Genomic DNA, 25,262 nt, shown 5'->3' on the forward strand with positions numbered 1-25,262 from the left:
CAACATTATGGAAGAAAAAGCATTTGAAAGCCGCGTAGACCTTAGCGCCCTCAACGCCAGCGTAACACGCATTCGCGAAGAGATTGGCAAAGTGATCGTGGGGCAGGAAGCGATGATCGACCTGCTCATCACGGCCATCCTGGCTGACGGTCACGTGCTGATCGAAGGCGTACCGGGGGTAGCCAAGACGTTAACCGCCAAACTGCTGTCGCGGATCATATCGGTGAAGTTCTCGCGCATTCAGTTTACGCCCGACCTGATGCCGTCGGATGTGCTGGGTACTTCCGTCTTCAATGTTAAAAAGACCGAGTTTGAATTTAAAGCGGGCCCGATCTTCTCGAATATTGTACTGATTGACGAGATCAACCGCGCCCCGGCCAAGACCCAGGCGGCGTTGTTCGAAGTGATGGAAGAGCGGCAGGTTACGATCGATGGTACGACGTATCCGCTGGAGTATCCCTACCTGGTTGTCGCTACACAAAACCCGGTGGAGCATGAAGGCACCTACCGTTTGCCGGAAGCGCAGCTGGACCGGTTTCTGTTTAAGATTACGGTGGGTTATCCCGAACTGTTACAAGAGGTTACTATTCTCGCAAATCACCACCGCCGTCGTGGCCACCTGGCGCTGGACGAGGTGAATGCAGTGTTGACTGTAGATCAAATCCGGCAGGTGCGTGAGTCGGTGCAGCAAGTACATATCGAAGAGAACCTGGTGCACTATATTGCCAGCATTATGCACGAGACGCGTAATAACCCGGCGCTCTTCCTGGGGGCTTCACCGCGGGCGTCGATCGCGATCCTTAACAGTGCCAAGGCCTATGCTGCCATTAACGGCCGCGACTTTGTAACCCCGGAAGATATCAAGTATATCGCTCTGCCAGTGTTGCGGCACCGCCTGGTGCTTACGCCCGACAAGGAGATGGAAGGTGTGACGACAGACGAGGTGGTAAGACAAATCGTCGATAAAATCGAAGTACCACGCTAGTGAAGTTTATCCGTCCACTATATTTAACCAACCGGCTTTTTATTGCCACGGGAACAGTGGTGATGCTGTTCATTCTCAGCTTTGTGCTGGAGTGGCCCATCGTGATCCCCCAGGTTGCCTTCTTGCTGTTGCTGGCGGTAATCCTTACGGATACCCTATTGCTCTTCCGCTTGCGCAAGGGCCTGCACGGGCATCGCATTACTCCCGAGAAGCTGTCGAACGGTGATCATAACGAGATCCGCATTCGGGTAGAGAATTATTATCCTTTTATAGCGGACATCACCATCATCGACGAGATCCCGCACCAGTTCCAGCGCCGCGACCTGCACTTTGCGCTTTCTATGCCGCCGGGGCAGAGCAAGACTTTGCAGTATTCGCTACGCCCGGTAAAGCGCGGCGAGTATTCTTTCGGCACGGTCAACATCTTTGTCAGCTCACCCATCGGCTTCCTTCGTCGCCGGTATAAATTTTCGGACGATGCCATGGTGCCGGTATATCCTTCGTACCTGCAAATGCGCAAGTACGAGTTGATGGCCATCTCTAACCGGCTGACGGAAGCCGGCATCAAAAAGATCCGCCGCATTGGCCAGAACACCGAGTTCGAGCTGATCAAGGAATATGTGAGTGGTGACGACTTCCGCAACATCAACTGGAAGGCCAGCGCACGCCGTCAGCACCTGATGGTGAATCACTATCAAGATGAGCGGTCGCAGCAGATGTACTGCCTGATCGACAAGGGCCGTGTGATGCAAATGCCGTTTGAGGGGATGAGCCTGTTGGATTATGCTATCAATGCCAGCCTGGTGATCTCCAACATTGCGATCAAAAAATCAGATAAGGCCGGACTCATTACGTTTCAGGATACGATCGGCACGACGCTGCCGGCGGGACGTAAGAACAATCAAATGTCGCAGATACTCGAGGTGTTGTACAACCAGAAGACTGCTTACCGCGAGTCGGACTTCTCGGCCTTATATACGCATGTACGCCGCAAAGTAAACCAGCGCAGCTTGCTGCTTTTGTTTACAAACTTCGAATCTATTCATAGCCTGCACCGGCAGCTGCCTTTCTTAAAGAGCCTGGCTCAACAGCATTTGTTGGTCGTAGTCTTTTTTGAGAATACCGAATTGAAAGCTATGACCACGGCACATGCGGTTGACGTGCGTGGTATATACCACAAGGTTATTGCCGAGAAGTTTGCGTATGACAAAAAGCTTATCGTGAAGGAATTGAGCCGGCACGGCATACAGGCGTTGCTGACGGCGCCGGAGAATCTGACGGTGAATACGATCAATAAGTACCTGGAGCTAAAAGCGCGGGGGCTGTTTTAGCCGCACGCGTTGCGAATCACCCGATATCATTTATACTTTCCCGCTATGTGGTCACGTCTCTCACTGTTCATACTCGTTACCGTCGTTACATCAACCACTTGCCGAGCGGAGGATTATCCCCTTATTCATTTTTGCTATGCCCGCATAACCCTGACGGACACTGCGTTTACGGGATATTTCCTGGCACCCTATGAGGGCCCGCACTCGGCATTGTTCCAGAAGTTTAAGCAGGAGCCCCGCTTTTTTAAAGACAGAATCCAGACGGACATCCCGGGCAAATGGAATAGAGATGATCTTGAAGTTTTCGATTTCGTTTATACACTTGATTTTCAAAGTCCTTATGGACCTGCGAAGGCTCTTTATCGCTCACGGGAAAAACAGGATATAAAACTGAGTGACATACGTTCGCTGGAGCTCATACGAACGGTTGACTGTCGCACGTTCGAGCCCGATTTGGTAGAATCAAAAATCCTTTCGACCGACACGACGTGGATGAAACAACCAGTAGTTGCTACGATCGATAGTCCACATCCTGATGACTGTCATCCCCACAGATACCTGGCATATGACAAGCGTATGGATTATAAAAAAATAATACAGTCGGTGATACGGGAGAAAGATTCCAAAAAACAGCGGGAATTGCTGGACACGTTACGGCAGTATAAAATTGTATCCATAACGATGTCTACCTGTCTTTAAAGGATTATCCACCGTGCAGGCTCATGCTCAGAATTCCCATGAGCATGATCACTTTGCAAAATGCACTGAGCCGCGCAAAATCGCGAATGGTATCGGCGCGGATAAGCCGGTACAATAGCCACAACAGCGGGACAAACAGGAAGATTGCATAGTACTGTAGCGGCAACACCTGATAGAAATAATTTAAGATCACCACCGTTGCGCTGAACAGGAACAGAATGAGATAAATAACAAACTTCGTGCGGCGAAGCCCCAGCATGATGGGCAGAGTCTTGCATCCAAACGTGACGTCACCTTTCAGGTCTTCCATGTCTTTGATGATCTCGCGTACGAGCGTCATGAAGAATGCAAAGCTGGCGTAGATAATAATCAGGGCACTGCCTGTGTGGTAGTAAAGGTCGACGATGAAGATGGACAGGCCGGTCAGGAAGGCTACCACAAAGTTGCCGATGAAGGGTAGTCGTTTCAGATTATTGGAATAGAGCCATAGCAGAAAGACCGTCACCAGATTTACCGCGCCGATCTTCCACGACAGTAGCAACCCAAGCAGTACACCCGCGCTGGAGAGTACAACATGAAACAGAATGGCATACCGGCGAGTGATGCTTTTGCCGATCACAACCCGGCCGGGTTTGTTGATGTAGTCGATCTTGACGTCGTAGTAGTCGTTGATGATATAGCCGGCGGCGGCGATCAGCACGGTGGAAGTGGCCAGGATGAACAGGGAGCCGTCGTTGAGTGTAGTGGTGGCAATCAGGAAGCCGGCAGTACAATATTGGGCCAGGCCAATGATAACCAGGTTGCTAAAGCGGGTGAGCTTGAGCAGCGATTCCAAAAATGTACGAAATGGACGACCTGTTGCCATAGATACCGTTCACGGTAAAAATAGCAACAGGTTGTCATTTATTATATTTCCCCGCGGCCAAAAGCCACGACCGGCATAAAAACCAGTCTTGTGACCCGCCATACGGTCGCTAGAATCCAACCGTTAACATTGCCATAAAGTTAGTGCCTGCCTGGGGGAAATAGTAGGCTACTCCATCATACGCATAGCCATCGGAGGAATATTCTACATCAAACACATTGTTGACCAGCAGGCTTACCTCGCAGCGCTTGACCTGGTGCAGCGGCAGGCGATAGTTAAATCGTACGTCGTTTGTGAAATAACTGTCGAGCGTCAGTGTCTCGCTTTCGGTATTGTCGAGGTATTGTTTGCCTACGTATTTGGCCAGCCATGTTGCCTGAAAATTCCGGAAGGCATTCCATGTCAACTGGCTGCCGGCGATCCACCCGGGAGAAAGAATGATGGCCGTGGTTTTCTTTTCGGTCACGTTGTTGGGATCGACTACGTAGTCCTGGTTCCGGTTTACACTCCAGGTGGCGTTGGCCTGCCACGCCAGGCGTTCGGTCAGCTTGATGCCGCCGGACAGCTCAATGCCGGTGCGGTAGCTTTTGCCCACGTTGGCGCGGATGGGGTTGCCTACGTTATCCAGGCGGCCCGTTAGGACCAACTGGTCGGTGTAGTTCATGAGGTAGTAGTTCGCTTCCAGGCTGTAACGCGGGGCCTGGCGGCGCCAGCCCATTTCGAGGTTGCCGAGGCGCTCGTGTTTGGGCTTTTCAGTGCCACCCAGGTAATCGGTGCGGTTTGGCTCGCGGTTGGCGATAGCATACGAACTGTAGAGCACATCCCGCTCCGACACCGTGTAGCTTATTCCGGCCTTTGGGTTAAAGAAGTGAAAGGAGTCCTGGATGTCATAGGAAAACATGCCGTCTTCAAGACCTGATGTCTTATAGTCCACCGTGCGGTATTGCAGGTCGACAAAGACGTTGAGGTTTTCGAGCACGTCGTAGTTCCATTTGGCATAGATGTTAAAGTCATTCTTCTCCGCGTCGCCGTCGTAATATTTATAGCCGGTGGGCACGTTGCCCATATACTGTCCCCACAGAATCTTGCCGTAGTGCCGGGCATCGCCGTATTGATTAAAGGCGCCGCCGAGTATAAAGGAGGTTTTGCCCTGGTCGTAGTTCAGCGAGAAGGTGCCGCCGTAGAATTTGTTATTCAACCATTTGCGTGTCACGAAGTCGCCATACGTCAGCGTCGTGTCGCCCAGTACGATGTCGGACAGACCCAGGTCGGCAAACGATGTTCCTTGCTGGTATTGTTCGTAGTAACCACGACCATACGTATAGTGCAGGGAGGCGTTTACGTTCCACGCATCGTTGAGCTGTTGTGTGAGGTGCAACTGATAGTGGTCCTGGCGATATTCATCCACCTGGTCATTGTAGTAGCCGATCACGTTCCAGTTTTCGTCGTACAGGGCGCCGCACGAGTTGAAGGTGCGGTTGGTCTTCATGGTTTCTGCATCGATGCCGTTCCACGCCTGGTATGTGCGCTCGTGGCCGCCGAAGGTAATGGCTTTGATCACGGTCTTCTTGCCGTAGTAGCCGCCGCTGATGTAGTAGGAGGAAAGATCCGACTCGGCGCGGTCTATATATCCATCGGAAAGGATTTTCGACACTTTAGCATCAAACGCCCAGTGGTTGTTGATCAGACCGGTTCCGGCTTTGGCGGTATAGCGCTGCGTATTGAAAGAGCCCGCGGCAACCATTACTTCTGCATAGGGATCGGGTTGCAGCGAGAGTGTCTGCAAGTTTACGGTACCGCCGAACGAACCGGCGCCGTTGGTAGACGTTCCGACACCGCGTTGTACCTGGATGCTTTGCGTGGACGATGCCACGTCGGGTATATCTACCCAGAACGTGCCTTGCGACTCGCTGTCGTTGTACGGTATGCCGTTGATGGTTACGTTGATGCGTGTGGCGTCGCTGCCGCGAATGCGCAGGCCGGTATAGCCCACACCGGCACCGGCGTTGGACGTCGTGACGAGCGACGGTGTCCAGTTGAGCAAGAGGGGAAGATCCTGACCGAAGTTCTGGCGGGCCAGCTCGTCTTTGCTCACGTTGGTAAAGGTGGTCGGCGTTTTGCGATCGGCCCGTGTCGATAATACCACCACTTCATCGGTAAGGGTATACGAGGGATCGAGCGACAGCGTCAGTTCCTGGTCGGCGGCGACAGAAATCTTCTCGGTGCGCGAAGTATATCCCAGCGAACGGAGCGTGACGGTATACTCACCGGTGGGTACTCGGTCGAACCGGAAACGGCCCGCGGCGTCGGTGGTGGTATAGAACGACAGTTCTGAGAGTTGCAGCGTTGCGCCGACGACGGACTCTTGATTTTTGCTGTCGCGGACGGTGCCGTAGACAGCATAGCGTTGCGCCTGCGCGCAGAGAGACAACAGCACTGCGGCTGCCATCATTACATGCTTGAACATGGTAAAAATATTGGTTTAAACCTGCAGCGCACAGGGGAATGCGCCTGCTTACGTTTAACCTTGCCTTCCCTTCGGCCGCATTACCGGCATCAGGTTCATTGGGTATGATCTCAGCCCGTTATATTAAGGCACCCCCCTCCCCGGCTTTTTCACCAGGGCTGGGACAAAGGTAATAGTGTACGAATTGATTTTGCAAAAAAACTTTCCCCACGCAGGTGCAGCCCGTATCTTTCGGATAGGTAACACTCCTCCTAATGTCTACAACCTCCTCCTCGTCAGCCTACAAAGCGATTATCAACAAGCGGTCACTCGACATTGCGGAGACCGAAGACGGCTACACCGTCAACGGTGCGGCGTTGCAGCCTGACATTCTGTCGATGGGCGACGGTTACTTTCACATTCTGCTCGAAAACAAAAGCTATCGTGCCGAGGTCGTAAAAGCCGACACGGCCACCAAGACGTTTACGTTTAAGATCAACAACAAGCCCTACACGGTCGAGGTGAAAGACAAGTTCGATCTGCTGTTAGAGAAGATGGGTATGAGCAGCGCGACTGCTGGTAAGATCAATTCGTTGCGTGCACCCATGCCGGGGCTTATCATCGACCTGAAAGTGAAACAGGGTGATACGGTGAAGCTGAACGACCCGCTGCTGATTCTCGAAGCCATGAAAATGGAAAACATTCTCAAGTCGCCGGGGGAAGGCATCGTAAAAACGCTTAAAATCAAGAAGGGCGACAGTGTGGAGAAGAACCAGGTGCTGATCGAATTCCAGGATTGATTTTCCAAATCCACCCCAAATGGAATATATTGCGGCCGTTTTGGCCAGGCAATCCTAAATCCTACGAATGAAGTACAAGCGTATCCTCCTCAAACTCAGCGGTGAAGCCCTACAAGGATCGTCGAAGAATACCAACGTCGACCCCAATGTTCTCGAGCAATACTGCGGCGAAATACGAGCCCTGAAAGACCAGGGTGTGGAAATCGCTATTGTGATTGGCGGTGGTAACATCTTTCGCGGAGGTCAGGCAGAAGCTCTTGGCATCGATCGCGTGCAAGGTGATTACATGGGTATGTTGGCAACGGTCATCAACGCCATGGCCCTGCAAAGCGCGCTGGAGCGTCACGGCATGTACACGCGCCTGATGTCCGGCATTAAGATGGAGCAGGTGTGCGAGCCTTTTATTCGCCGCCGTGCCATTCGTCACCTGGAAAAAGGTCGCATCGTCATCTTCGGTGCCGGCATTGGCAATCCTTATTTCACCACCGACTCGACCGCTGCCCTGCGCGCGGTGGAAGTACAAGCCAACGTGGTGCTGAAAGGCACACGCGTAGACGGTGTATACACCGCAGATCCCGAGAAATTTCCGGACGCGACGCGCTACAGCACGCTCTCTTTTCAGGAAGCATATGAAAAGAATCTCAACATCATGGACATGACGGCGTTCACGCTCTGCAAAGAGAACAACCTGCCGATCATTGTTTTTGATATGAATAAAAAGGGCAATCTGTTAACCGTAGTAAAAGGCGAAGAAGCCGGCACGCTGATCAGCTAAGAAAGCAGGTCTCGCGGGCCGTGTGTATTTGACGCCGAGTCATTATATTTATAGCCCAAGTCGAAATTTGTATGGAAGAGATCGAACTATACCTGGACGATGCCCAGGAATCCATGAACAAAGCATTGACGCACGTAGGTCATGAGCTGACCAAAATCCGTGCGGGAAAAGCCAGCCCCAATATGCTGGATGGCATTCAGGTTGCCTACTACGGCGCAACATCGCCCCTGAATCAGGTGGCTTCTGTGACTACACCCGATGCCCGTACCATCTTTATCAAGCCGTGGGAACGCGGCATGATCGTGGAGATTGAGCGTTCTATCATGAATGCAAACCTGGGCCTCAACCCGCAGAACGATGGCCAGCAGGTTATCATCAACGTACCCATGCTGACGGAAGAGCGCAGAAAGGTACTGGTAAAACAAGTGAGCCAGGAATGCGAGGCCGGCAAAGTGAGCCTTCGCAGCGTCCGCAAGGAAACCAACGAAATGCTGAAGAAGATCAAAGGTGTATCGGAAGACGACGTCAAGAACGCCGAGGAGAAAGTGCAGAAGATGACCGACGACTTCACCAATAAGATCGACGCCCTCATGAAAAAGAAAGAGGCCGAGATCATGACTGTTTAATGACGACACGTTAGCCAATCAATCAACCCATAACCCGAAGAGACTGCCCACCGGCAGTCTTTTTTTGTTCCCGGCCGGCTATTTACAACCGTTGCAGTACATGCATGCGGTGCGCGTCGAGCTTTAACAGAATAAACAGCAGCGCCGTAAACGCCCACAGCGACGAACCTCCGTAGCTAAAGAACGGCAGGGGTATACCGATTACCGGAAAGAGACCGATCGTCATGGCAATGTTGGTCGCAAAGTGAAAGAAAAATATGCATGCCACGGAGTAGCCATACACACGGGCAAAGCGATTTTTCTGTCGCTCGGCCAGGAACACGACCCGGAAGAGCAACGACATGAAGAGTCCAACCATGATCAGGCTGCCAAGCCAGCCGTACTCCTCACCAATGGTACAAAAGATGAAATCGGTATACTGCTCGGGTACAAATTTGAGCTTGGTTTGTGTGCCTTTCAAGAAGCCTTTGCCAATAACACCTCCGGAACCAATCGCCACTTTAGATTGGTACACGTGGTATCCCGCGCCTAACTGATCGAGATCGGGATTCAACAATACCATCACCCGGCGTTGGTGGTGAGGTTCCAGCAGGTTGGCAAAAATGAACTCCACGCTCATGATGGTCACGACGAGTACCGCGGCGCCAATCGTGATGACGGCCATGCGTTTTATTTTCTTGCGGCGGTTCATAAAGATCACCAGGGCCCACGCTGCGCCGATGGCGCCGAACAAATACCAGTTGTTCTCTACCAGCAGTGTAAGAATAAAGATGACCGATACCCCCAGACCTACCAGTAGCAGGAAGGGCGACATACCTTCACGATAAAAGACAAGGAGGAACACCAAAAACACCATGGCGGTACCATAATCCTTCTGCATCAAAATGAGAATAATGGGGCCACCGATGAACGCGAAGGAAGCTGCCTGGTTTCGGATGTTGTTGTCCAGGCGAAACCCGATCGTGCCCATAAACTTCGCGAGCGCGAGCGCTGTGGCGAACTTCGCGAACTCCGACGGTTGCACGCCAAAGGAACCAAAGCCCAACCATGCACGGTTACCCCCTACTTCCTTACCAATGAAGGGCACCAGCAGCAGCAAGAACATGATGAGTCCATATATGATATAGGCGAAGGCCTCGTAGAAGCGCATGTCGATGATGAGGATCGCCAGGATCAGGAAAATAGAGGTGACGATAAACATCAACTGCCGGCCCGAGTTGATCGAGAAGTCGAAGATGGACTGATGCTCGTCGTACGTAGCGGAGTAAATATTCAGCCAGCCCCAAAACACCATGACACCATAGATCATCACCGTGACCCAGTCAATCTTGTTGGTTATGATCTCTTCTCTTTCTCTTCTCACGGTATCGTTCCGTTAAGCGATGGTGTTATTCGAATTTACCTTTCAGCACGTAGTCTTCAATGTTGGGGCGCTGCGTTCCACCCAACAGGTATTTCTCGATCATGAGGCTGGCGATGGAGGCCGCTGCGCGTGCACCCTGACCGGAATATTCCACATATACAGATATTGCGATCTTCGGGTTCACCGCGGGTGCATACGCGATAAATACCGAGTGGTCAGACTTTGGTTCGTTCTGCACGGTACCGGTCTTGCCACACACCACGATGTCTTTTAGCTTGGCGCGATACTGCGCGGTACCCGACTCCACCACCTCTTGCATAGCATCGGCGGCGATACGAAAGTTAGCGGAGTCAATGGTAGTGTAGTGTCGTTCGGTATACTGCGGCAGCGACACGCCGCTATTACCAATTGACTTTACCAGGTGCGGCGTGACATAATATCCTTTGTTGGCGATCGTTGCGGCAAAGTTGGCCATCTGCAACGGCACGACCAGGTTCTCTCCCTCACCGATGGCGATGGAGTAAATGTTGGAGAACTTCCACGGCCGGCCTGTATAGGCGCGGTCATAGTACGCCGGGCTTGGCACCAGGCCACGCTTCTCGTTGGGCAGGTCTATGCCCAGGCGTTTGCCAAAGCCAAAGCTCATGATATGTTTGTCCCACTCTTCCAGGCCAATGCGCGTATCGTCAAAAGGGTTGTTGGCTTTGCCCTTCTGCAGCATCCTCCGCAGCACTTCGCGGAAATACGGGTTACAAGAATTGGCAATTGCCCCGCGCAGATCTTCGTTAGTATGGGCACCGTGGCAATTGATGATCGAGCGATCGCAGCGGATGCGCGTCTCCGGAGTGATAACTCCTTCCTGTAACGCTACCATCGCCTGAGCGACTTTAAAAATAGAACCCGGACGATACTGCGCCATAAGCGGGCGGTTGAACAACGGCTTGAGGCTGTCGTTGCTGATGAGCACAAAGTTCTGGCTATAGTTTTTACCGGTAAGCAGGTTCGGATCATAGGACGGGCCCGACACCATAGACAGAATTTCGCCTGTTGCGGGCTCGATGGCAATAATACTGCCGGACTTTCCCTTCAGCAGAAACTCGCCATACTCTTGTAGCGTCAGGTCGATTGTAGACGTCAGATCCTGGCCCGGTACAGACAGTGTATCGTATTTACCGTCTTCGTAAGCACCCTTGATTACGCCATCTTTGTTGCGCATGAGGTATTTCACGCCGCGTGTACCCCGCAGGTACTGTTCATAATATGCCTCAATACCGCTCTTGCCGATATAGTCGCCCTGACGGTAGAAGTGTTCCTTTTGATTGTCCAGCTGGCGCTTGGAGACCTCGCTCACATAGCCGATAGCGTTGGCAGCGGCACCGCTGGCATACGCACGGGTAGTCCGCACTTGAATAAAAAAACCGCGAAACTCGTCGATATGATCCTGAATACGCGCCAGGTCATAATTCGACAACTGGCGGATGAACGGGTATGGCTGCAGCTCGTTGGCTTTGCGGTTTCTGATCTCCGTGTGAAAGCCTTTGAAGAGGTTCTGCAACTGCGCCTGGGTGATCTCAAACACCTGGCAGAAGCGGGCGCTGTCGAGATTCTTTACCTCGCGCAAGATGATCATGAGGTCAAACTCGGGATTGTTGTATACAATGAGCTTGCCGTTGCGGTCTTTGATAATACCGCGAATAGGATATTGCACCTCTTTGCGGATGGCGTTTACATCCGCGAGGTTTTTGTAGCTGTCTTCGACGATCTGGATAAAGAATAGCTTTATCAAGAACACAAAGCCTATCAGTACAAATACAAACTGTATGATTTCCTTCCTGCCTTCGTTCATGTCGTTACTCCAATTTTAGCAGTGCGTAGCCGGACGACTTAGCGCCTTCTGCCAGGAAACAAAAACTGCGCAATTAAAATTACCAGTGTGGTAAAAAATGTGCTCACGATGGTCTTCCACAGCGTGAACCAGAACATTCCAAAGCCACCTGCTTCCATGTAGAACAGCATGAGGTGGTGAATGAACACCAGCGGCAACGCATATACGACAAACCATTGGAAGCCGCCCAGTGCCATTGACGGCGTGACGTTGCTGTCATACCCACCTTGCGGCGTGATGGAACTGAGCCAATAGTTGCGTACGTACATTACAAAAACACACGCAAAGGCATGCAAGCCGATGCTTTCATAAAACATGTCGACAGCAAAGCCCATGAGGAAGCCAATGCCCATCAGTACAAGCGGGTTGGTCTCTACCGGCAGCAGCAACAGATACGCCACGTATAAGAAACAGAAGGCGGTGTGAAACAACACGACGTTCTGCAGAATCATTACCTGGTACAACAGGTACACAAAAAACGCTATGACTTGGGGAATGCCGATCCTGCTCATTTCGCCAGTGCGTTTACGACCTGTTCCAGAGAATCCTGCTCACGCTTGTACACGCTCTTCACCACGGTCAGGAACGACAGCTTGCGGAAGTCCTGCGACAGTTTCACGCGCAGGTCGTATGTCAGGGCCTCGTTGCTGAGGTTTACTTCCGATACGGTGCCCACCATGATGCCTTCGGGGAAGACGGAGTTAAAGCCGGACGTTACCACGGTGTCGCCTACCAGGGGCTTTACGTGGCGCGGTATAAAGTTAAAGCGAATTATGCCAGGGTCGCGGCCATCCCATTGCACCGAACCGAAGTGGCCTGTGCGCTTGAGTACCGACGATACCATTACATCGATGTGCAGCAACGAGGTCACGACACCATAGTGTTCGGACACCAGCTTCACTTTGCCGACGGCTCCCAGCGGGCTGATCACGGCCATGCCGGGTTCGATGCCCGCGTCGCGGCCCTTATTGATGGTGATAAAGTTTTTGGTGAGGTCTACGTGGTTATTGACGACTTTGGCGCTGACAAAATCAAAACGTTTGATGCGCGACGAATCTGGTGGCGCGGCAACGCTGTCGGTCAAATACGTTTGTTGATGATAGGTCTCCAGCTCACGGCGCAGTCCGGCGTTTTCGGCGGACAGTGTCGCGTTGACATTACTGAGTAAGAAGTAGTCGCGGACGCTTTGCGAGAAGCCGTTCACGGAGGCGACAATCGTATTGGACGAATTGAAGAACTGGGTTCCCTGGTACTCGTTGTTTTTCACCACGAGCCAAAAACAGAATACTTCCAGCACTAAGAAGGTGAAGAAAGCCCGGTATTGATAGATGAAATAAAATAGCCTTTCCATTACCGTGTCAACAAATCACATGGCTTCGTTACTCCTGCTTCTTCCACTTCAGAAGACTAGGTCATTAATACAGCTCTGAACTGATTGAGGTTTTTCAGTGCCTGGCCGGTACCGCGTACCACGGCACGTAGCGGATCGTCGGCTACGTGGATGGGCAACTTGGTCTTAAGCGCGAGGCGTTTGTCCAACCCGCGCAGCAGGGCGCCACCACCGGTCAGATAGATGCCACGCTCATAAATATCGGCTGAAAGCTCGGGGGGAGAGGTCTCCAGGGCTTTGAGTACAGCTTCTTCCAGTTTAGATACAGACTTGTCGAGGGCGAAGGCCACTTCCGAATAAGAGATCTTGATGGTCTTGGGAATACCCGTCATCAAGTCGCGGCCGCGGATCTCGTAATCGTCCGGTCCGTCGTCAAGCTCTGTCAGGGCCGAGCCTACTTCGATCTTCACTTTTTCGGCCGAGCGCTCGCCGATGAGCAGGTTGTGCTGGCGGCGCATGTAGTCGAGAATATCACGATTAAAGGTATCGCCGGCCACACGGATGGACTGGTCGCAGACGATACCCGACAGGGCGATCACGGCGATATCCGTTGTTCCACCACCGATGTCGACGATCATATTACCAATAGGCTGTTCGATGTCGATGCCGGTTCCGATCGCCGCGGCGATCGGTTCATAGATCATATATACCTCTTTGGCGCCGGCATGTTCTGCCGAGTCGCGCACTGCACGTTTCTCTACTTCGGTAATACCGGAAGGGATACAGATCACCATGCGGTATGACGGTGGAAACAGACGTTTGCCGGTGTCGATCATTTTGATCAGCCCGCGGATCATCATCTCGGCCGCCTGGAAGTCGGCGATCACACCTTCTTTTAACGGGCGGATGGTCTTGATGTGATCATGCGTTTTTTCATGCATCTGCATGGCCTCCCGGCCGATGGCCAACACCTTGGCGTTCACTTTGTCAAGTGCGATGATCGAGGGTTCATCCACGACGATCTTGTCTTTGTAAATGATAAGGGTGTTTGCTGTCCCCAGGTCTATTGCGATGTCGCTGGTGAAGAAGTCAAAAAATGCCATGTATGTCTTATTCCCTTGTTTAAACTAAAAAGTCGGAAGTAACCGATGATGCGGCCTGTAAAATTGCATTTAATTTACCAAATAAATATGTACCGGTTCAAAAATGTAAGTTTTTTGCGAGCCGGTACATATTTTATCGATGAAGAGATTGGGATAGACCTGGAAGGTAGTTAAAAGCCTACCGGACTTACCCGGGTTCACAACGCTAGTGTTTGAAGTGTCGCACGCCAGTAAAGACCATGGCCATGCCGTGCTGATCACAGAAGTCGACAGAGTCCTGATCTTTTACCGAGCCACCGGGTTGGATCACCGCGTGGATACCTTGCTGGTTAGCAATTTCCACACAGTCGGGGAACGGAAAAAAGGCGTCTGACGCCATGACTGCGCCCTTTAGGGAGAAACCAAACACACCTGCTTTTTCAATGGCCTGTTTCAGGGCGTCAACACGGGAGGTCTGCCCTACGCCACTCGCCAGCAGCTGACCATCCACCGCCAGTATAATAGTGTTAGACTTCGTGTGCTTACAAATCTTGCTTGCGAACAGCAGGGCGTCGACCTCGGCTGCGGTGGGCGCTACCTTGGTAACGACCTTTAGGTCTTCTTTGCCGTCGGTCCTCAAGTCGAGGTCTTGCTCGATCACACCGTTCAGAATTGTCTTGCTTTGCAGCTTCTCCTGCAGCTGTTGCTTCTGCCGTAACAGCATCCGGTTCTTTTTACTGCGCAGCAGTGCCAGTGCGTCGTCGGTATAGGCGGGTGCGATGAGAATCTCAAAAAACAATTTGTTGATCTCTTCGGCTGCCGCCAGGTCAATCGTGGTAGTGGTGGCCAGCACGCCGCCAAAGGCTGACGTGGTGTCGGCCTGGAAGGCTTTAAGATATGCTTCTTTTACAGTGGGCGCCGTGGCTACGCCGCAGGCGTTGGTATGCTTGATGATGACGAAGGCCGTCTCGCCGGAGAATTCCTGTACGAGGTTTACGGCGGCGTCTACGTCCACCAGGTTGTTATAGGAAAGCTCTTTGCCGTTGAGTTGTTCGAACAGGCCGTCGAAGTCGCCGTAGAATGTGCCCTTCTGGTGAGGATTTTCCCCATAGCGCAGGACTCGCCCCTGCGACAAGCTCTTTTTATACCGGGGCAATGCAAATTCGCCGTTGAAGTATTGGAAGATGGCGGTGTCGTAGTGGGAGGTGACGTCAAAGGCCATCGCGGCAAAGCGCTTGCGGTCTTGCAGGGCGGGGGCACCGTTGGTTTGCTGCAACACTTCCAGCACGTCGGTATACTGGTTGCGTGAGGAGACGATCAGTACGTCCTGGAAGTTTTTCGCGGCTGCGCGGATCAACGAGATGCCTCCGATGTCTATTTTCTCTATGATATCATCTTCCGAGCCACCTTTGGTTACGGTCTCTTCAAAGGGATATAGGTCTACAATGACCAGGTCGAGCGGGCCGATGTTAAACTCTTGTGCTTGTTTTTTGTCACCGTCGTCCTCGCGGCGAAAAAGAATGCCGCCAAATACGGCGGGGTGCAGCGTTTTTACGCGACCACCAAAGATCGACGGATAGCCCGTCAGCTTTTCTACCGGCGTTACGGCGTAGCCCAGCTTTTCAATGAATTCCTGGGTGCCGCCGGTGGAGACAAACTCTACACCCTGCTTGCCTAGAAAGTGCACGATCGGCTCCAGGTTATCTTTATAAAAAACAGAAATTAACGCGCGGGTGATCTTCCGGTTGGCCATGGTGGTTACAGGGTGTTTAAAATGAGGTGCAAAAGTAGATGGAAATTCGGTGTTAGTCTAAGTCGGAGTCTTCGTATTCTTCGAACTCGAGCGTAAAGTCGTCGGCGTCCAGGTAAGACGGGAAACGGTCGCGGAAGGCTTCCAGGGCATTGGCGCTCAACTCGACGGTGTGAATGGCTTCTGTGCCTTCATTCGTATAAACCACTCCGCCTTTCGGGCTGATCACCGACGAGTGGCCGTTGTACTCCACGCCCTGGCCGTCAAGACCAATGCGGTTTACGCCCACCACATAGCTAACATTTTCAATGGCCCGCGCCCGCAGCAGTGTGTCCCACGCGTCAATGCGGGTGACAGGCCAGTTGGCCACATATATTGCCACGTCGTACGACAGTTTGCGTGTGGTGGCATCGTAGCGGTTACGGCTCCACACGGGGAAGCGCAAGTCGTAGCAAATGAGGGGGCAGATGCGCCAGCCTTTCCATGTGCCGATCAGCAGGCTTTCGCCAGGGCTATAGGTCTTGTGCTCGTTCTCCATCCGGAACAGGTGGCGCTTGTCGTAGGTTTTAAAATGACCGCCTGGTTCCATCCACAGCAACCGGTTGTAAAAGCGGTCATGTACGTTAACGATATAGCTACCCAAAATCAGGGCTCCGGTCTGGTCGGCCATTTGGCGCATCCATTTAAAGGTGCGCATGTTCATCATCTCGGCATGGCGGTTGGCGGCCATGGTAAATCCGGTTGTAAACATTTCCGGCAACACAATGACATCGGTCGCCCCGCTGATCCGCCAGATCTTCTCCTCAAACATGGAGAGGTTTGCACTGATGTCTTCCCAATGCGTATCTGACTGAATAAGCGTGATTTTGAGGTCCTGCATGCGTGTAAGAGTTTTCGGGACCGCAAAGAAAACAAATTAAGAGGAGAATGAACAGGCAATTTGCGCAACGGGGGGTATTACCCGTATCAAAGCCCTATCATCCTCCTACTAAAGAGCTACTAAAGCCCTATTAAAGCCATCTCCGGCTGATACACAACGGTCTGGAAACTGCAGTCTTGGTAGGCGGGTCTACATGCCGAAGTGCGGTAAAGCCGGGGCCAAAATGCGGCACCGGGGGGCAAATATTCCCGGATTCCCGGGGGATGTCTCCGAGTTAAGCCCGAGTTAAGTGCGAGTATAGTCCGATATAAGCCCGTTCTTATAGCACGGAGACTAGTGGCGGTTAAGTCGATGTTGTCTGAATGTGTGATTGGCTGTAGAAGATCAAATCTTTCGCAAGATCTCACAGGCTTTGGACAGGGTCTCTTCCTTCTTGGCGAAACAGAACCGCAGCAGATGGTTGTCCGTCCGGTCCTGGTAGAAAACCGATACGGGGATGGCTGCTACCTTAAATTTCTTTGTCAGCTCTTCTGCCATGGCCGTGTCCGGCTGATGGGAAATATTTTTATAGGAGAGCAATTGAAAGTAGGAGCCTTTGCATGCCACGGGCTCAAAGGACGAGCCGCGCAGATGCTCTAAAAAAAAGTCGCGTTTTTGCTGGTAGAAGGCCGCCAGCGACAAATACCGGTCGGGTACCTGCATGTATTCGGCCAGTGCCAGCTGCACAGGGGTGTTTACGCTAAACGCTATGAATTGATGGGCTTTGCGCACCTCGTGCATGAGCGGAGTGGGCGCTACTACGTAGCCTACTTTCCAGCCCGTGGCGTGGAAGGTCTTGCCAAATGAGAAGACTGCCAGGCTACGCGCCGCCAGCGCGGGGTAACGCAGCACACTTTGATGCTGTTGCCCGTCAAAGATCAAGCGCTCGTATACCTCGTCGCTCAGTATGAGCAGGTTGTGTTGTTCGGCCAGGGTCTCCAGGGTGCGCAGGGCTTCTTTGCTCAGGGTGACGCCACAGGGATTGTGGGGCGTGTTGATCATGATCATGCGCGTGCGTGGGGTAATGCGCGTGCGGACTATGTCCCAGTCAATGGTAAACGTCGGGTATTGTAACGATAGGTGTACGGGTATGCCGCCGTTCAGGCGGATGGCCGGATCGTATGAGTCATAGGCGGGGTCGAATAAGATGACTTCATCGCCGGGGCCGACAAAGGCGGCGATGGCGGCGAAGATGGCTTCCGTCGCGCCGGGGGTAATGGTGATCTCGGTTTCGGGGTCAACGGTATGGTCGTATGTTTCGCGAATGACCTGGGCGATGATCTGCCGCAACGCCGGGGTTCCCGGCATGGGGGCATACTGGTTGTGCCCCTCCAACATATAGCGATGCACCAGGTGCACAATGGTTTCGTCTATGGCAAAGTCGGGAAAGCCTTGCGACAGGTTGATGGCCCCGTGCTCGAGGGCCATCTTCGACATGACCGAAAAGATGGAAGTCCCTACATCGGGCAGCCTGGACGGAATTGTGCTCATGTATCGTTATCTCTTCAACGGGGCGGCAATACGGTATTCGGTGTCGACCTTACCCTTTGAAATATCAGTCAGCTTGCCTTTCAGCAAACGCTTCTTGAGTGCGGGCAGGTAGTCTACAAACATTTTCCCTTCGATGTGGTCATACTCGTGCTGGATGATGCGCGCCTGCATGCCGTCGTACTCTTCTTCTTTCTGATTCCACTGGTCATCGAAGTACCGAATGCGCAGCCTGGCTTTGCGGGCGACTTTCTCGCGGATGTTGGGGATGCTCAAACAGCCTTCTTCGTAGTCCCACGGCTCACCCCACTCTTCCAGAATCTGGGGATTGATGAAAGCTTTTTTGAAATCGGCCATGCCCGGTTCGTCTTCCAGCACGGTGCCGTCGACCACAAACAGGCGAATACTCTTGCCAATCTGCGGAGCGGCCAAACCAATGCCGCTGGCGGCATGCATGGTCTCATACATGTCTTCAATAAGCTGCTTCAGGTCCGTACCGGGTGCGATCTCGCTCGCCTTCTGGCGCAGCACGACATCGCCATACATCACAATGGGATAAATCATGGCGCGAATTTAAAAAAAATAGGACGTTTTAGCGCGGGTGAGCTTCCAGGAAAGACTGAAGAATGATGGTTGCGCTGATCTTGTCAACGTTGCCTTTTACCTGGCGGTCTTTCTTTTTCATGCCGCCGTCGATCATGGCCCGCAGGGCTATTGTGCTGGTAAAGCGCTCGTCCACGGGGTGGACCGGCTTGTCGGGGAAAGCTTTGTTTAATTCCTCCACAAACGCCCGCACCAGGGGGGCGGTTTCGGAGTCTTCGTTCTTGAGGGTTTTGGGCATGCCGATCACAAACTCGTCGACAGGCTCGCGTTTCAGATAGGCCTGGAGGTAGGCTAAAAGTCCTTCAGTAGGTACGGTCTCCAGGGCGGTGGCAATAATGCGCATGGGATCGGTCACTGCCAGCCCTGTTCTCTTTTTTCCGTAGTCAATCGCCAGAATCCGTCCCATGAAATACCCCCGCCGGCAGGCGGCAGGCCCTGTCAGTTATACTTGATTTTGTCAAAGAAGAGTTTCTTTACCCGGTTCTCAATGGCCATGGCTTTGGGAAAGAGTATATCGTTTTCGATGCGGGCGTGGGTTATGAGGCTTTTCTCGAAGTCGCGCAGCTCGTTATACATGACTTTAATGTGGAGCGGCGTGTCTTTGTCCACAGCATAGTCGCGGGTGATCTTGCGGATGCCTTCCATCTCGTCGTCGTGGACGTCGTGCTCCATGGCAAACTTCTGCACCGAGTTTTTCTCCAGCAGGTAGTATAGCCTGGGCGGCACGTGGGTACCCTTCGAGGCGCGTTCCAGTGTCAGGATATAGTGGAAGAGTGTGTCCTCCTCTTCGTAGATATGTTCAATGAAATCCTCCACAAAGAGCGGGAAGACAAACTTCAGGTCGCGTTCTACTACCAGGTAGTCTTCGTGGTGCGCTTTGAAGCTTTCCACCAGCCGGGCAATGTAGGGAAGCTTGTGTTTTACAAACAGGAAGTGTGAATGCTTGAGATATTCGATGATGAGGTCGATGGGATACGACACCAGGGGCAGGTCGGCCTCGCGCAGGTACGTGGGCGACTCCAGCTCGCGGATCACCTGCTCCACCCGCAAGCCCTGTTTCTGGCATACCTGGCCAAGTGTGAGCTCAGAATATTCGTAGAAACGAATGCCAAAATAAAAAAGCACGTACGCATGTACATAGTTCTGATCAACTAAGTCTGAAATGCGCGTATCTTTTAGTGCTGCCTTGTTCATGATCCTAGTAAATATAAGCGAAAAATCCCCCATAGTTAGCCAATTCCCGGGGAAGAAAAGCTGAGAAAAGTCAGAAGACGTTTGGGTTAGCGTTCAATCTGCAAAAGCCTTGCCAGCCGACGAAATATCGGCGTCCGCCCACCTAAACCTCCACAAATTCCTACTGGCACCGGGGTGATTTGGTTTGAACCTTTATTTTCATCTTTCGTTACAGATTTTATTTTATTATTGCTGTCATGAGTGAGAATCGGAATTCAAAAAACCATATCAGTCTGCCGCTAGTGCTCTGTCTGGGCCTGGCCGCGGGGATTTTTGTGGGTACCAGCTTTAGCACCAAGAATAGCTCGGGAGAGGTGGGAGACGATGTGCAAAAGCTGCGGGAAGTGTTGACGCAGATCAACGACGAATATGTAGACACCATCAATACCAGCAACCTGGTGGACGACGCCATCCAGCAAATGCTGCACCGGCTTGACCCCCATTCGTCGTATATACCGGCGAAAGACCGTATCGCCGCAAACGAGGACCTGCGCGGCAATTTTGACGGCATCGGCGTGGAATTTAACATCTTCCGCGACACCATCGTTGTGGTATCACCCCTGAGCGGCGGCCCTTCGGAAGCGCTGGGCATTCAGTCGGGCGACAAAATCATCCGCGTGGACAATAAGAACCTGGCCGGCGTGGGCGTGAGCTCTCCTGACGTTATGAAGGCCCTAAAAGGCCCCCGTGGCACCGAAGTGACTGTCACCATTCTGCGCCGCGACAAGGAGATCGACTACAAGATCATCCGCGACAAAATTCCCCAATACTCGGTAGACGTTTCCTACATGGTCGACCACGAGATCGGCTATATTAAGGTGAACCGTTTTGCCGCCACGACGTACGAAGAGTTCCACACGGCGATGGCTGCCCTACGCGAAAAGGGCATGAAGAAGCTTGTGCTTGACCTGCAGGGCAACCCCGGTGGGTACATGAACATTGCCATCGACATGGCAGACGATTTCCTGGCGGCCGGCAAAAAGATCGTGTTCACCAAGGGCAAAGACAAAAAGAACAACTCCGAGGCACTTTCTACGGCCCGCGGTGATTTTGAAAGCGGCGACCTGATCGTGCTGGTAAACGAAGGCAGCGCCTCGGCTTCTGAAATCCTTTCCGGCGCCTTACAAGACAACGACCGTGCGCTGATCGTAGGCCGCCGTAGCTTTGGTAAGGGACTGGTGCAATCACCCTACGACCTGAGCGACGGCTCGGAGCTGCGCCTGACGGTAAGCCGCTATTACACGCCGAGCGGCCGCTCCATTCAGAAGCCTTACCAGGATGAAGACGAGTATGCGCTCGACATCGTCAGCCGCTACAACCACGGCGAGTTCTTCCACTCCGACAGCATCAAGTTTAACGACTCGCTGAAGTACATCACTCAAAACGGCCGCACCGTGTACGGTGGGGGTGGCATCATGCCTGATTACTTCGTACCACTCGATACCTCACTCAACAGTCATTACCTGAACGAGCTGTATACCTCCACGTCCATTCAGGAGTATACATTCGGTTTTGCCGAAGACCACCGTGCGACATTGGAGAAGAAAGGCTTCGAGAGCTTCTTGAAAAATTTCGTCGTGACCGATGCCATGGTCAACGAGCTGGTACGCGTGGGCGAGCGCAACAAGGTTAAGCCTGACAACAAAGAGCTGCGTATGAAGAAGAAACTCTTCCAGGTGCACATCAAATCACAGATTGCGCGCAAGCTGTGGGGCAACGATGGTTTCTATCCGGTATTTAATGAAACGAATGAAATCTTTTTGCAGTCGATCAAGATGTTTGATCGTATCCCGGAGTTGAACCGGTCGAAGATGTGAACATCAACTTGCAACGGCAATAAAAAAAGGAAGGTATTCATTTACGAGTACCTTCCTTTTTTTTATGCACGTGGATGTTATCGGATGACGACCCGTCGCACGATGACGTCATTGTCGAGCTGCAGTTTGACAAGGTATACGCCGGCGGGATAGCCAATGGTGCTGATGGTGTGGCTGAATTGATCGTGTAGGCTGCCGAGGTATATATGGGTCATTTCGGCTCCCTGGGCGTTTAGTACTGTCAGCGAAAACTCGCGGGCATCTATATCGCGTACCGTTACGGTGAGCTTGCCGTTCACAACGGGTACGGGAAATACGATCACGCGGCGATCGAGCTCTCCTTCTGATGACGTTGCTCCTTTCACCCTGATCTGAACAGGTATACGCAGGCTTTCATGTCCACCACTGACATTGGAGACATATACAATGGTATCATTTTGGACCGATGTCATTGTGAACTCCGGTCCGGTCGCCAGCGGCGCTCCGCCATATCGGTCTTTATACCAGTTATAGTCGCTGCCGCCGGTCGCCACGAGCGTGGCGTTACAGCCTGTACAAACTTCGGTCGGTAATACCAAGGGCAGTGGTATTTGCAATACTTCGTTGTAGAGCTCATCTGCTGCGTTCGCCGATGCCAGCAGGTCGGTGAGATTCGACGCGCCGTGCAGTGCAAACGCTACTTTAACACTTTCTCCTTGCGCCAGGGTGTAGGGGCCAGCCGACACAACGTGGCTCACGTCGGCGCCGGCACCCGTCGCGCCGGCGGCGGTGCGGTCGCTTGAGATTGCGGTAAATTTCTCGGCGTCGGTAAACCCGTCGTATATCCCAAACGGATTGCCCGCCAGGCTGGGGTCATTGTCGATTGCGTAATAGTTAGGGGTACCGTTCAACACTTGAATGCCAGCATGCGGCTGTGAGGAAGAAGCCTTGGGATGTACATAGCCCACGCGCGCGTCCGCATCCCAACCTGCTGCGTCCTGGCCACCGCCTGGGCTTACGTCCCAGTCGGCAAACAGGCCCACGTAGAAATCAGTCATCGGCGTAGCCTGCGCGTTGGTGAGGGTATATTCCACCACTACAAACTTGTCGTAGGGCGTACCGCGCCACACCTGGGTGCGGTAGCTCACCCGCACATGTTGCTCGCTCGCTACGTTGGTATCGGAAAAGCTGCCGTTGATCTCGGCGTCAGCGTCTTCGCCCGGCACGGTCTTGCGGATCTGGCTGGTAGACACAAAGTCCTGATCGTATTGATTGTTGCCCTCGCCGCGTACACTGTTAAGAATGTCGCCAGCGGAGCTGCCCAGGATCAGGCCCATCTCATAGAGCATAGATTTGCCGTTATAGGTGAAGCCTATACCGCCCTGCGAGTTGCCTGTGTCGGCATACCCGATGCGTCCGGCGGAGGCAATGGATGTCTTGATCTGATTTTCTTCCATCGTACGGTACGGCAGGTTGGGCACGAATGAAATATATTGGTAGTCCTGATAGTCGCCGTCCGAGAATGTCACCAACAAGTCGATGCTCTGGCCTTCGGCTAAATTGGAATTCAATGTCAGCTCAAACGGTGTTGAATTATTTCGCACGGTCTTACCACCGATGATCACACCGGGGGTAATCTTACCGCGGGTGATATTGACGCTGGCATCTGCCGTCGTGATCGTGATCTCCAATGTTGCTGAAGTACTTTGCAAGTAATTGGCGATATCAAAATATAGTCGCGCATTGTCCCCTGGCTCGGCAACGTTGCCCTCCTGGTCCAGCAGGTCGTACTTTAGCACCCGTAGCGAGGGTGAGGTTCGTGTGAGCGATGCGTAGACATCCAGCGAGCCCATGCCCAATCTGTTTTTATACCTCGCTTCGGCATTGACGCCGACCGTATACAAAGATCTGTCGGCCGTGACACGCAACTGCTCTCCCAACTGTGGGCCATTGTATTCCGGAAATATGCTCGCTACCAGGGCCGCGGCACCACAGGTCATGGGCGCGGAAAATGAGCTGCCGTCAATGGTGATATAACCACCACCAAAGTCAGTTGTGCGTATAGCAATACCCGGTGCCGAAAGATCTATCGCTTTGTTGTAGGTATAAGCAATGACATTGTTCTCACGCAGGGCTGCTACGGAAAGAACATTGTCATACGAGGCAGGGTAGACGAACCTTTCTTCCCATCTGTTGCCGCCGGCGGCCACCACCAGGCACCCAAGGTCTTTGGTGACGTAGTTAATAAGGTCCTGGGATATCTGGCTGCGGGCATACGAGCCCCATGAGCAGTTGATGATCCGTGCACCTTGCCGGGCTGCATATACTATGCCCTGAAAGGTGTCGGTATCGTATTCTTTTTCGGTACTGGCCTGGTTATCGGCATAATGCTTTGTGAAAAGCAGTTTGGCATTAAACCCCACACCCGAGATGCCAATTGCATTATTTGTCGCGGCCGCGGCTACACCGCCTACCTGCGTACCATGACTAAAACCGACGCCGGCTTTGGGCACGGTCGGATCGTTGTCGCCGATAAAGCCGGGGTCGCGTTCGCTGATACGTACCGGACCCGAGAAGTCCCAGCCGCGATAGTCGTCGATATAACCATTGTGATCATTGTCTACTCCGTCGACCGGGTCGGCTTCGTTTATATATAGTTTGGGGGCCAGGTCGGGATGGCTGGTGTCTACGCCCGAGTCGACAATGGCGATGATGATGTCGTCACTGCCCTGGGTAATGCCCCAGGCCTCGTACGCGCGGATGTTGGTCAGGTAATATTGGGCGCTCCGCTCTACGTCGTCTGGGGTGAAGGGTCCCGCAGGCATGTCCAGGATCTTCTGCCGGTATACCGGCTCGGCCACATCTATATATCCTGTGGCATAGAGCTCGTTGATAAATTCATCTACCGGCCGGTTGGCATCAAAGGTTATTTCGAAATATTGTTGAATGTCAACGGCAGGCATAAACGCTTGTGCATGGGCGCGTTTGTTTTTGATGGGGGCATTGGGTGGAACCAAGGGGCGAATGGAGCCTCCTAACGACATGCGGCCAGCAGGGTTTTGAAAAACAGCTTTGTATTCGGAACGCACCTTTACCAGGGCTTTGCCCGGTATATAGTCATCGGCGCGGATGCCTTCGGGCCAGGAAAATTGCTGCACAGGTTTTACCTGTGCCTGGGCCAGGACCGCGAGCGTACAGCAAAGCAAGCAAATACTTAGAATCCGCATATAGAAAGCACTAACCGACAATTACAACAATAATAGCTTCACGCTGGGAATAGTAACCT

General features: G+C 52.7%; 20 protein-coding genes. 6 read left to right on the plus strand and 14 right to left on the minus strand.

Annotation, left to right across the window (positions count from 1 at the left end):
* Positions 1-7: 7 nt before the first annotated feature.
* Together KK062_RS00515 and KK062_RS00520 are read left to right on the plus strand one after the other, a co-directional pair.
* Positions 8-985 carry an AAA family ATPase gene (locus tag KK062_RS00515; protein ID WP_254082272.1) on the plus strand — a complete coding sequence of 326 codons (978 nt, stop codon included), beginning with the start codon at positions 8-10 and terminating at the stop codon, positions 983-985.
* Positions 985-2,316 (plus strand): DUF58 domain-containing protein, encoded by a 1,332-nt coding sequence (locus KK062_RS00520; RefSeq protein ID WP_254082273.1) that lies wholly within the window; start codon positions 985-987, stop codon positions 2,314-2,316. Before KK062_RS00515 ends, KK062_RS00520 begins: the two co-directional genes overlap by 1 nt.
* A gap of 703 nt (positions 2,317-3,019) precedes the next feature.
* Here KK062_RS00520 and KK062_RS00525 read toward each other — a convergent pair.
* Both KK062_RS00525 and KK062_RS00530 read right to left on the minus strand, forming a co-directional pair.
* On the minus strand, positions 3,020-3,880 hold the full coding sequence (locus KK062_RS00525) for a geranylgeranylglycerol-phosphate geranylgeranyltransferase (protein WP_254082274.1): 861 nt from the start codon (positions 3,878-3,880) through the stop codon (positions 3,020-3,022).
* 109 nt (positions 3,881-3,989) lie between these two features.
* Entirely contained in the window at positions 3,990-6,347 is a 2,358-nt protein-coding gene (locus tag KK062_RS00530) for a TonB-dependent receptor (RefSeq protein ID WP_254082275.1), read from the minus strand.
* 254 nt (positions 6,348-6,601) lie between these two features.
* Between KK062_RS00530 and KK062_RS00535 the strand changes: the two genes are divergently transcribed.
* The 3 genes from KK062_RS00535 (at position 6,602) to frr (ending at position 8,527) form a co-directional block, all read left to right on the plus strand.
* Positions 6,602-7,126, plus strand: a complete 525-nt coding sequence (locus KK062_RS00535; protein WP_254082276.1) for an acyl-CoA carboxylase biotin carboxyl carrier protein subunit — start codon at positions 6,602-6,604, stop codon at positions 7,124-7,126.
* 67 nt (positions 7,127-7,193) lie between these two features.
* Positions 7,194-7,901, plus strand: a complete 708-nt coding sequence (pyrH, locus tag KK062_RS00540) for a UMP kinase (RefSeq protein WP_254082277.1) — start codon at positions 7,194-7,196, stop codon at positions 7,899-7,901.
* 71 nt (positions 7,902-7,972) lie between these two features.
* Positions 7,973-8,527 carry a ribosome recycling factor gene (frr, locus tag KK062_RS00545; protein WP_254082278.1) on the plus strand — a complete coding sequence of 185 codons (555 nt, stop codon included), beginning with the start codon at positions 7,973-7,975 and terminating at the stop codon, positions 8,525-8,527.
* An 82-nt stretch (positions 8,528-8,609) separates the two neighbouring features.
* Here frr and rodA read toward each other — a convergent pair whose 3' ends face one another.
* The 11 genes from rodA to KK062_RS00600 form a co-directional block, all read right to left on the minus strand.
* Positions 8,610-9,890 carry a rod shape-determining protein RodA gene (gene rodA, locus KK062_RS00550; protein ID WP_254082279.1) on the minus strand — a complete coding sequence of 427 codons (1,281 nt, stop codon included), beginning with the start codon at positions 9,888-9,890 and terminating at the stop codon, positions 8,610-8,612.
* Positions 9,891-9,915: 25 nt separating this feature from the next.
* Positions 9,916-11,736 carry a penicillin-binding protein 2 gene (gene mrdA, locus KK062_RS00555; protein ID WP_254082280.1) on the minus strand — a complete coding sequence of 607 codons (1,821 nt, stop codon included), beginning with the start codon at positions 11,734-11,736 and terminating at the stop codon, positions 9,916-9,918.
* Positions 11,737-11,774: 38 nt separating this feature from the next.
* The gene (locus KK062_RS00560; RefSeq protein WP_254082281.1) at positions 11,775-12,287 is read right to left on the minus strand and encodes a Rod shape-determining protein MreD; all 513 of its coding nucleotides are present in this window, start codon (positions 12,285-12,287) and stop codon (positions 11,775-11,777) included.
* A complete protein-coding gene (gene mreC, locus KK062_RS00565; RefSeq protein ID WP_254082282.1) occupies positions 12,284-13,126 on the minus strand; it encodes a rod shape-determining protein MreC in 843 nt (280 codons plus the stop codon). Before mreC ends, KK062_RS00560 begins: the two co-directional genes overlap by 4 nt.
* Before the next feature lie 56 nt (positions 13,127-13,182).
* Entirely contained in the window at positions 13,183-14,208 is a 1,026-nt protein-coding gene (locus KK062_RS00570) for a rod shape-determining protein (protein WP_254082283.1), read from the minus strand.
* Between the two features lie 205 nt (positions 14,209-14,413).
* Positions 14,414-15,940 carry a bifunctional phosphoribosylaminoimidazolecarboxamide formyltransferase/IMP cyclohydrolase gene (purH, locus tag KK062_RS00575; RefSeq protein ID WP_254082284.1) on the minus strand — a complete coding sequence of 509 codons (1,527 nt, stop codon included), beginning with the start codon at positions 15,938-15,940 and terminating at the stop codon, positions 14,414-14,416.
* A 52-nt stretch (positions 15,941-15,992) separates the two neighbouring features.
* Positions 15,993-16,817 (minus strand): amidohydrolase, encoded by an 825-nt coding sequence (locus tag KK062_RS00580; RefSeq protein ID WP_254082285.1) that lies wholly within the window; start codon positions 16,815-16,817, stop codon positions 15,993-15,995.
* Between the two features lie 384 nt (positions 16,818-17,201).
* Complete coding sequence (locus tag KK062_RS00585) at positions 17,202-18,347, minus strand: methionine aminotransferase (RefSeq protein WP_254082286.1); 1,146 nt, start codon at positions 18,345-18,347, stop codon at positions 17,202-17,204.
* A 6-nt stretch (positions 18,348-18,353) separates the two neighbouring features.
* Positions 18,354-18,908 carry a peptide deformylase gene (gene def / locus KK062_RS00590; RefSeq protein WP_254082287.1) on the minus strand — a complete coding sequence of 185 codons (555 nt, stop codon included), beginning with the start codon at positions 18,906-18,908 and terminating at the stop codon, positions 18,354-18,356.
* 28 nt (positions 18,909-18,936) lie between these two features.
* Entirely contained in the window at positions 18,937-19,353 is a 417-nt protein-coding gene (gene ruvX, locus KK062_RS00595) for a Holliday junction resolvase RuvX (protein WP_254082288.1), read from the minus strand.
* A gap of 32 nt (positions 19,354-19,385) precedes the next feature.
* Positions 19,386-20,141, minus strand: a complete 756-nt coding sequence (locus tag KK062_RS00600; protein ID WP_254082289.1) for an iron-sulfur cluster repair di-iron protein — start codon at positions 20,139-20,141, stop codon at positions 19,386-19,388.
* A gap of 236 nt (positions 20,142-20,377) precedes the next feature.
* Between KK062_RS00600 and KK062_RS00605 the strand changes: the two genes are divergently transcribed.
* Positions 20,378-21,997, plus strand: a complete 1,620-nt coding sequence (locus KK062_RS00605) for a S41 family peptidase (RefSeq protein WP_254082290.1) — start codon at positions 20,378-20,380, stop codon at positions 21,995-21,997.
* Positions 21,998-22,074: 77 nt separating this feature from the next.
* On the opposite strand, the gene KK062_RS00610 is transcribed toward KK062_RS00605, so the two are convergent.
* A complete protein-coding gene (locus tag KK062_RS00610) occupies positions 22,075-25,203 on the minus strand; it encodes a S8 family serine peptidase (RefSeq protein ID WP_254082291.1) in 3,129 nt (1,042 codons plus the stop codon).
* Positions 25,204-25,262 lie beyond the last annotated feature (59 nt).

It is taken from the genome of Dawidia cretensis (assembly GCF_018598175.1).
Taxonomy (GTDB): domain Bacteria; phylum Bacteroidota; class Bacteroidia; order Cytophagales; family Cyclobacteriaceae; genus Ohtaekwangia; species Ohtaekwangia cretensis.

Bases quoted from the DNA above. Each gene is read 5' to 3' on its own strand.
- KK062_RS00535 (WP_254082276.1), top strand. From the start codon at position 6,602: ATGTCTACAACCTCCTCCTCGTCAGCCTACAAAGCGATTATCAACAAG.
- KK062_RS00530 (WP_254082275.1), bottom strand. From the start codon at position 6,347: ATGTTCAAGCATGTAATGATGGCAGCCGCAGTGCTGTTGTCTCTCTGC.
- KK062_RS00585 (WP_254082286.1), bottom strand. From the start codon at position 18,347: ATGAGCACAATTCCGTCCAGGCTGCCCGATGTAGGGACTTCCATCTTT.
- frr (WP_254082278.1), top strand. From the start codon at position 7,973: ATGGAAGAGATCGAACTATACCTGGACGATGCCCAGGAATCCATGAAC.
- KK062_RS00605 (WP_254082290.1), top strand. From the start codon at position 20,378: ATGAGTGAGAATCGGAATTCAAAAAACCATATCAGTCTGCCGCTAGTG.
- KK062_RS00515 (WP_254082272.1), top strand. From the start codon at position 8: ATGGAAGAAAAAGCATTTGAAAGCCGCGTAGACCTTAGCGCCCTCAAC.
- pyrH (WP_254082277.1), top strand. From the start codon at position 7,194: ATGAAGTACAAGCGTATCCTCCTCAAACTCAGCGGTGAAGCCCTACAA.
- mreC (WP_254082282.1), bottom strand. From the start codon at position 13,126: ATGGAAAGGCTATTTTATTTCATCTATCAATACCGGGCTTTCTTCACC.
- KK062_RS00570 (WP_254082283.1), bottom strand. From the start codon at position 14,208: ATGGCATTTTTTGACTTCTTCACCAGCGACATCGCAATAGACCTGGGG.
- KK062_RS00610 (WP_254082291.1), bottom strand. From the start codon at position 25,203: ATGCGGATTCTAAGTATTTGCTTGCTTTGCTGTACGCTCGCGGTCCTG.
- KK062_RS00560 (WP_254082281.1), bottom strand. From the start codon at position 12,287: ATGAGCAGGATCGGCATTCCCCAAGTCATAGCGTTTTTTGTGTACCTG.
- KK062_RS00600 (WP_254082289.1), bottom strand. From the start codon at position 20,141: ATGAACAAGGCAGCACTAAAAGATACGCGCATTTCAGACTTAGTTGAT.
- purH (WP_254082284.1), bottom strand. From the start codon at position 15,940: ATGGCCAACCGGAAGATCACCCGCGCGTTAATTTCTGTTTTTTATAAA.
- mrdA (WP_254082280.1), bottom strand. From the start codon at position 11,736: ATGAACGAAGGCAGGAAGGAAATCATACAGTTTGTATTTGTACTGATA.
- KK062_RS00580 (WP_254082285.1), bottom strand. From the start codon at position 16,817: ATGCAGGACCTCAAAATCACGCTTATTCAGTCAGATACGCATTGGGAA.
- KK062_RS00525 (WP_254082274.1), bottom strand. From the start codon at position 3,880: ATGGCAACAGGTCGTCCATTTCGTACATTTTTGGAATCGCTGCTCAAG.
- ruvX (WP_254082288.1), bottom strand. From the start codon at position 19,353: ATGGGACGGATTCTGGCGATTGACTACGGAAAAAAGAGAACAGGGCTG.
- def (WP_254082287.1), bottom strand. From the start codon at position 18,908: ATGATTTATCCCATTGTGATGTATGGCGATGTCGTGCTGCGCCAGAAG.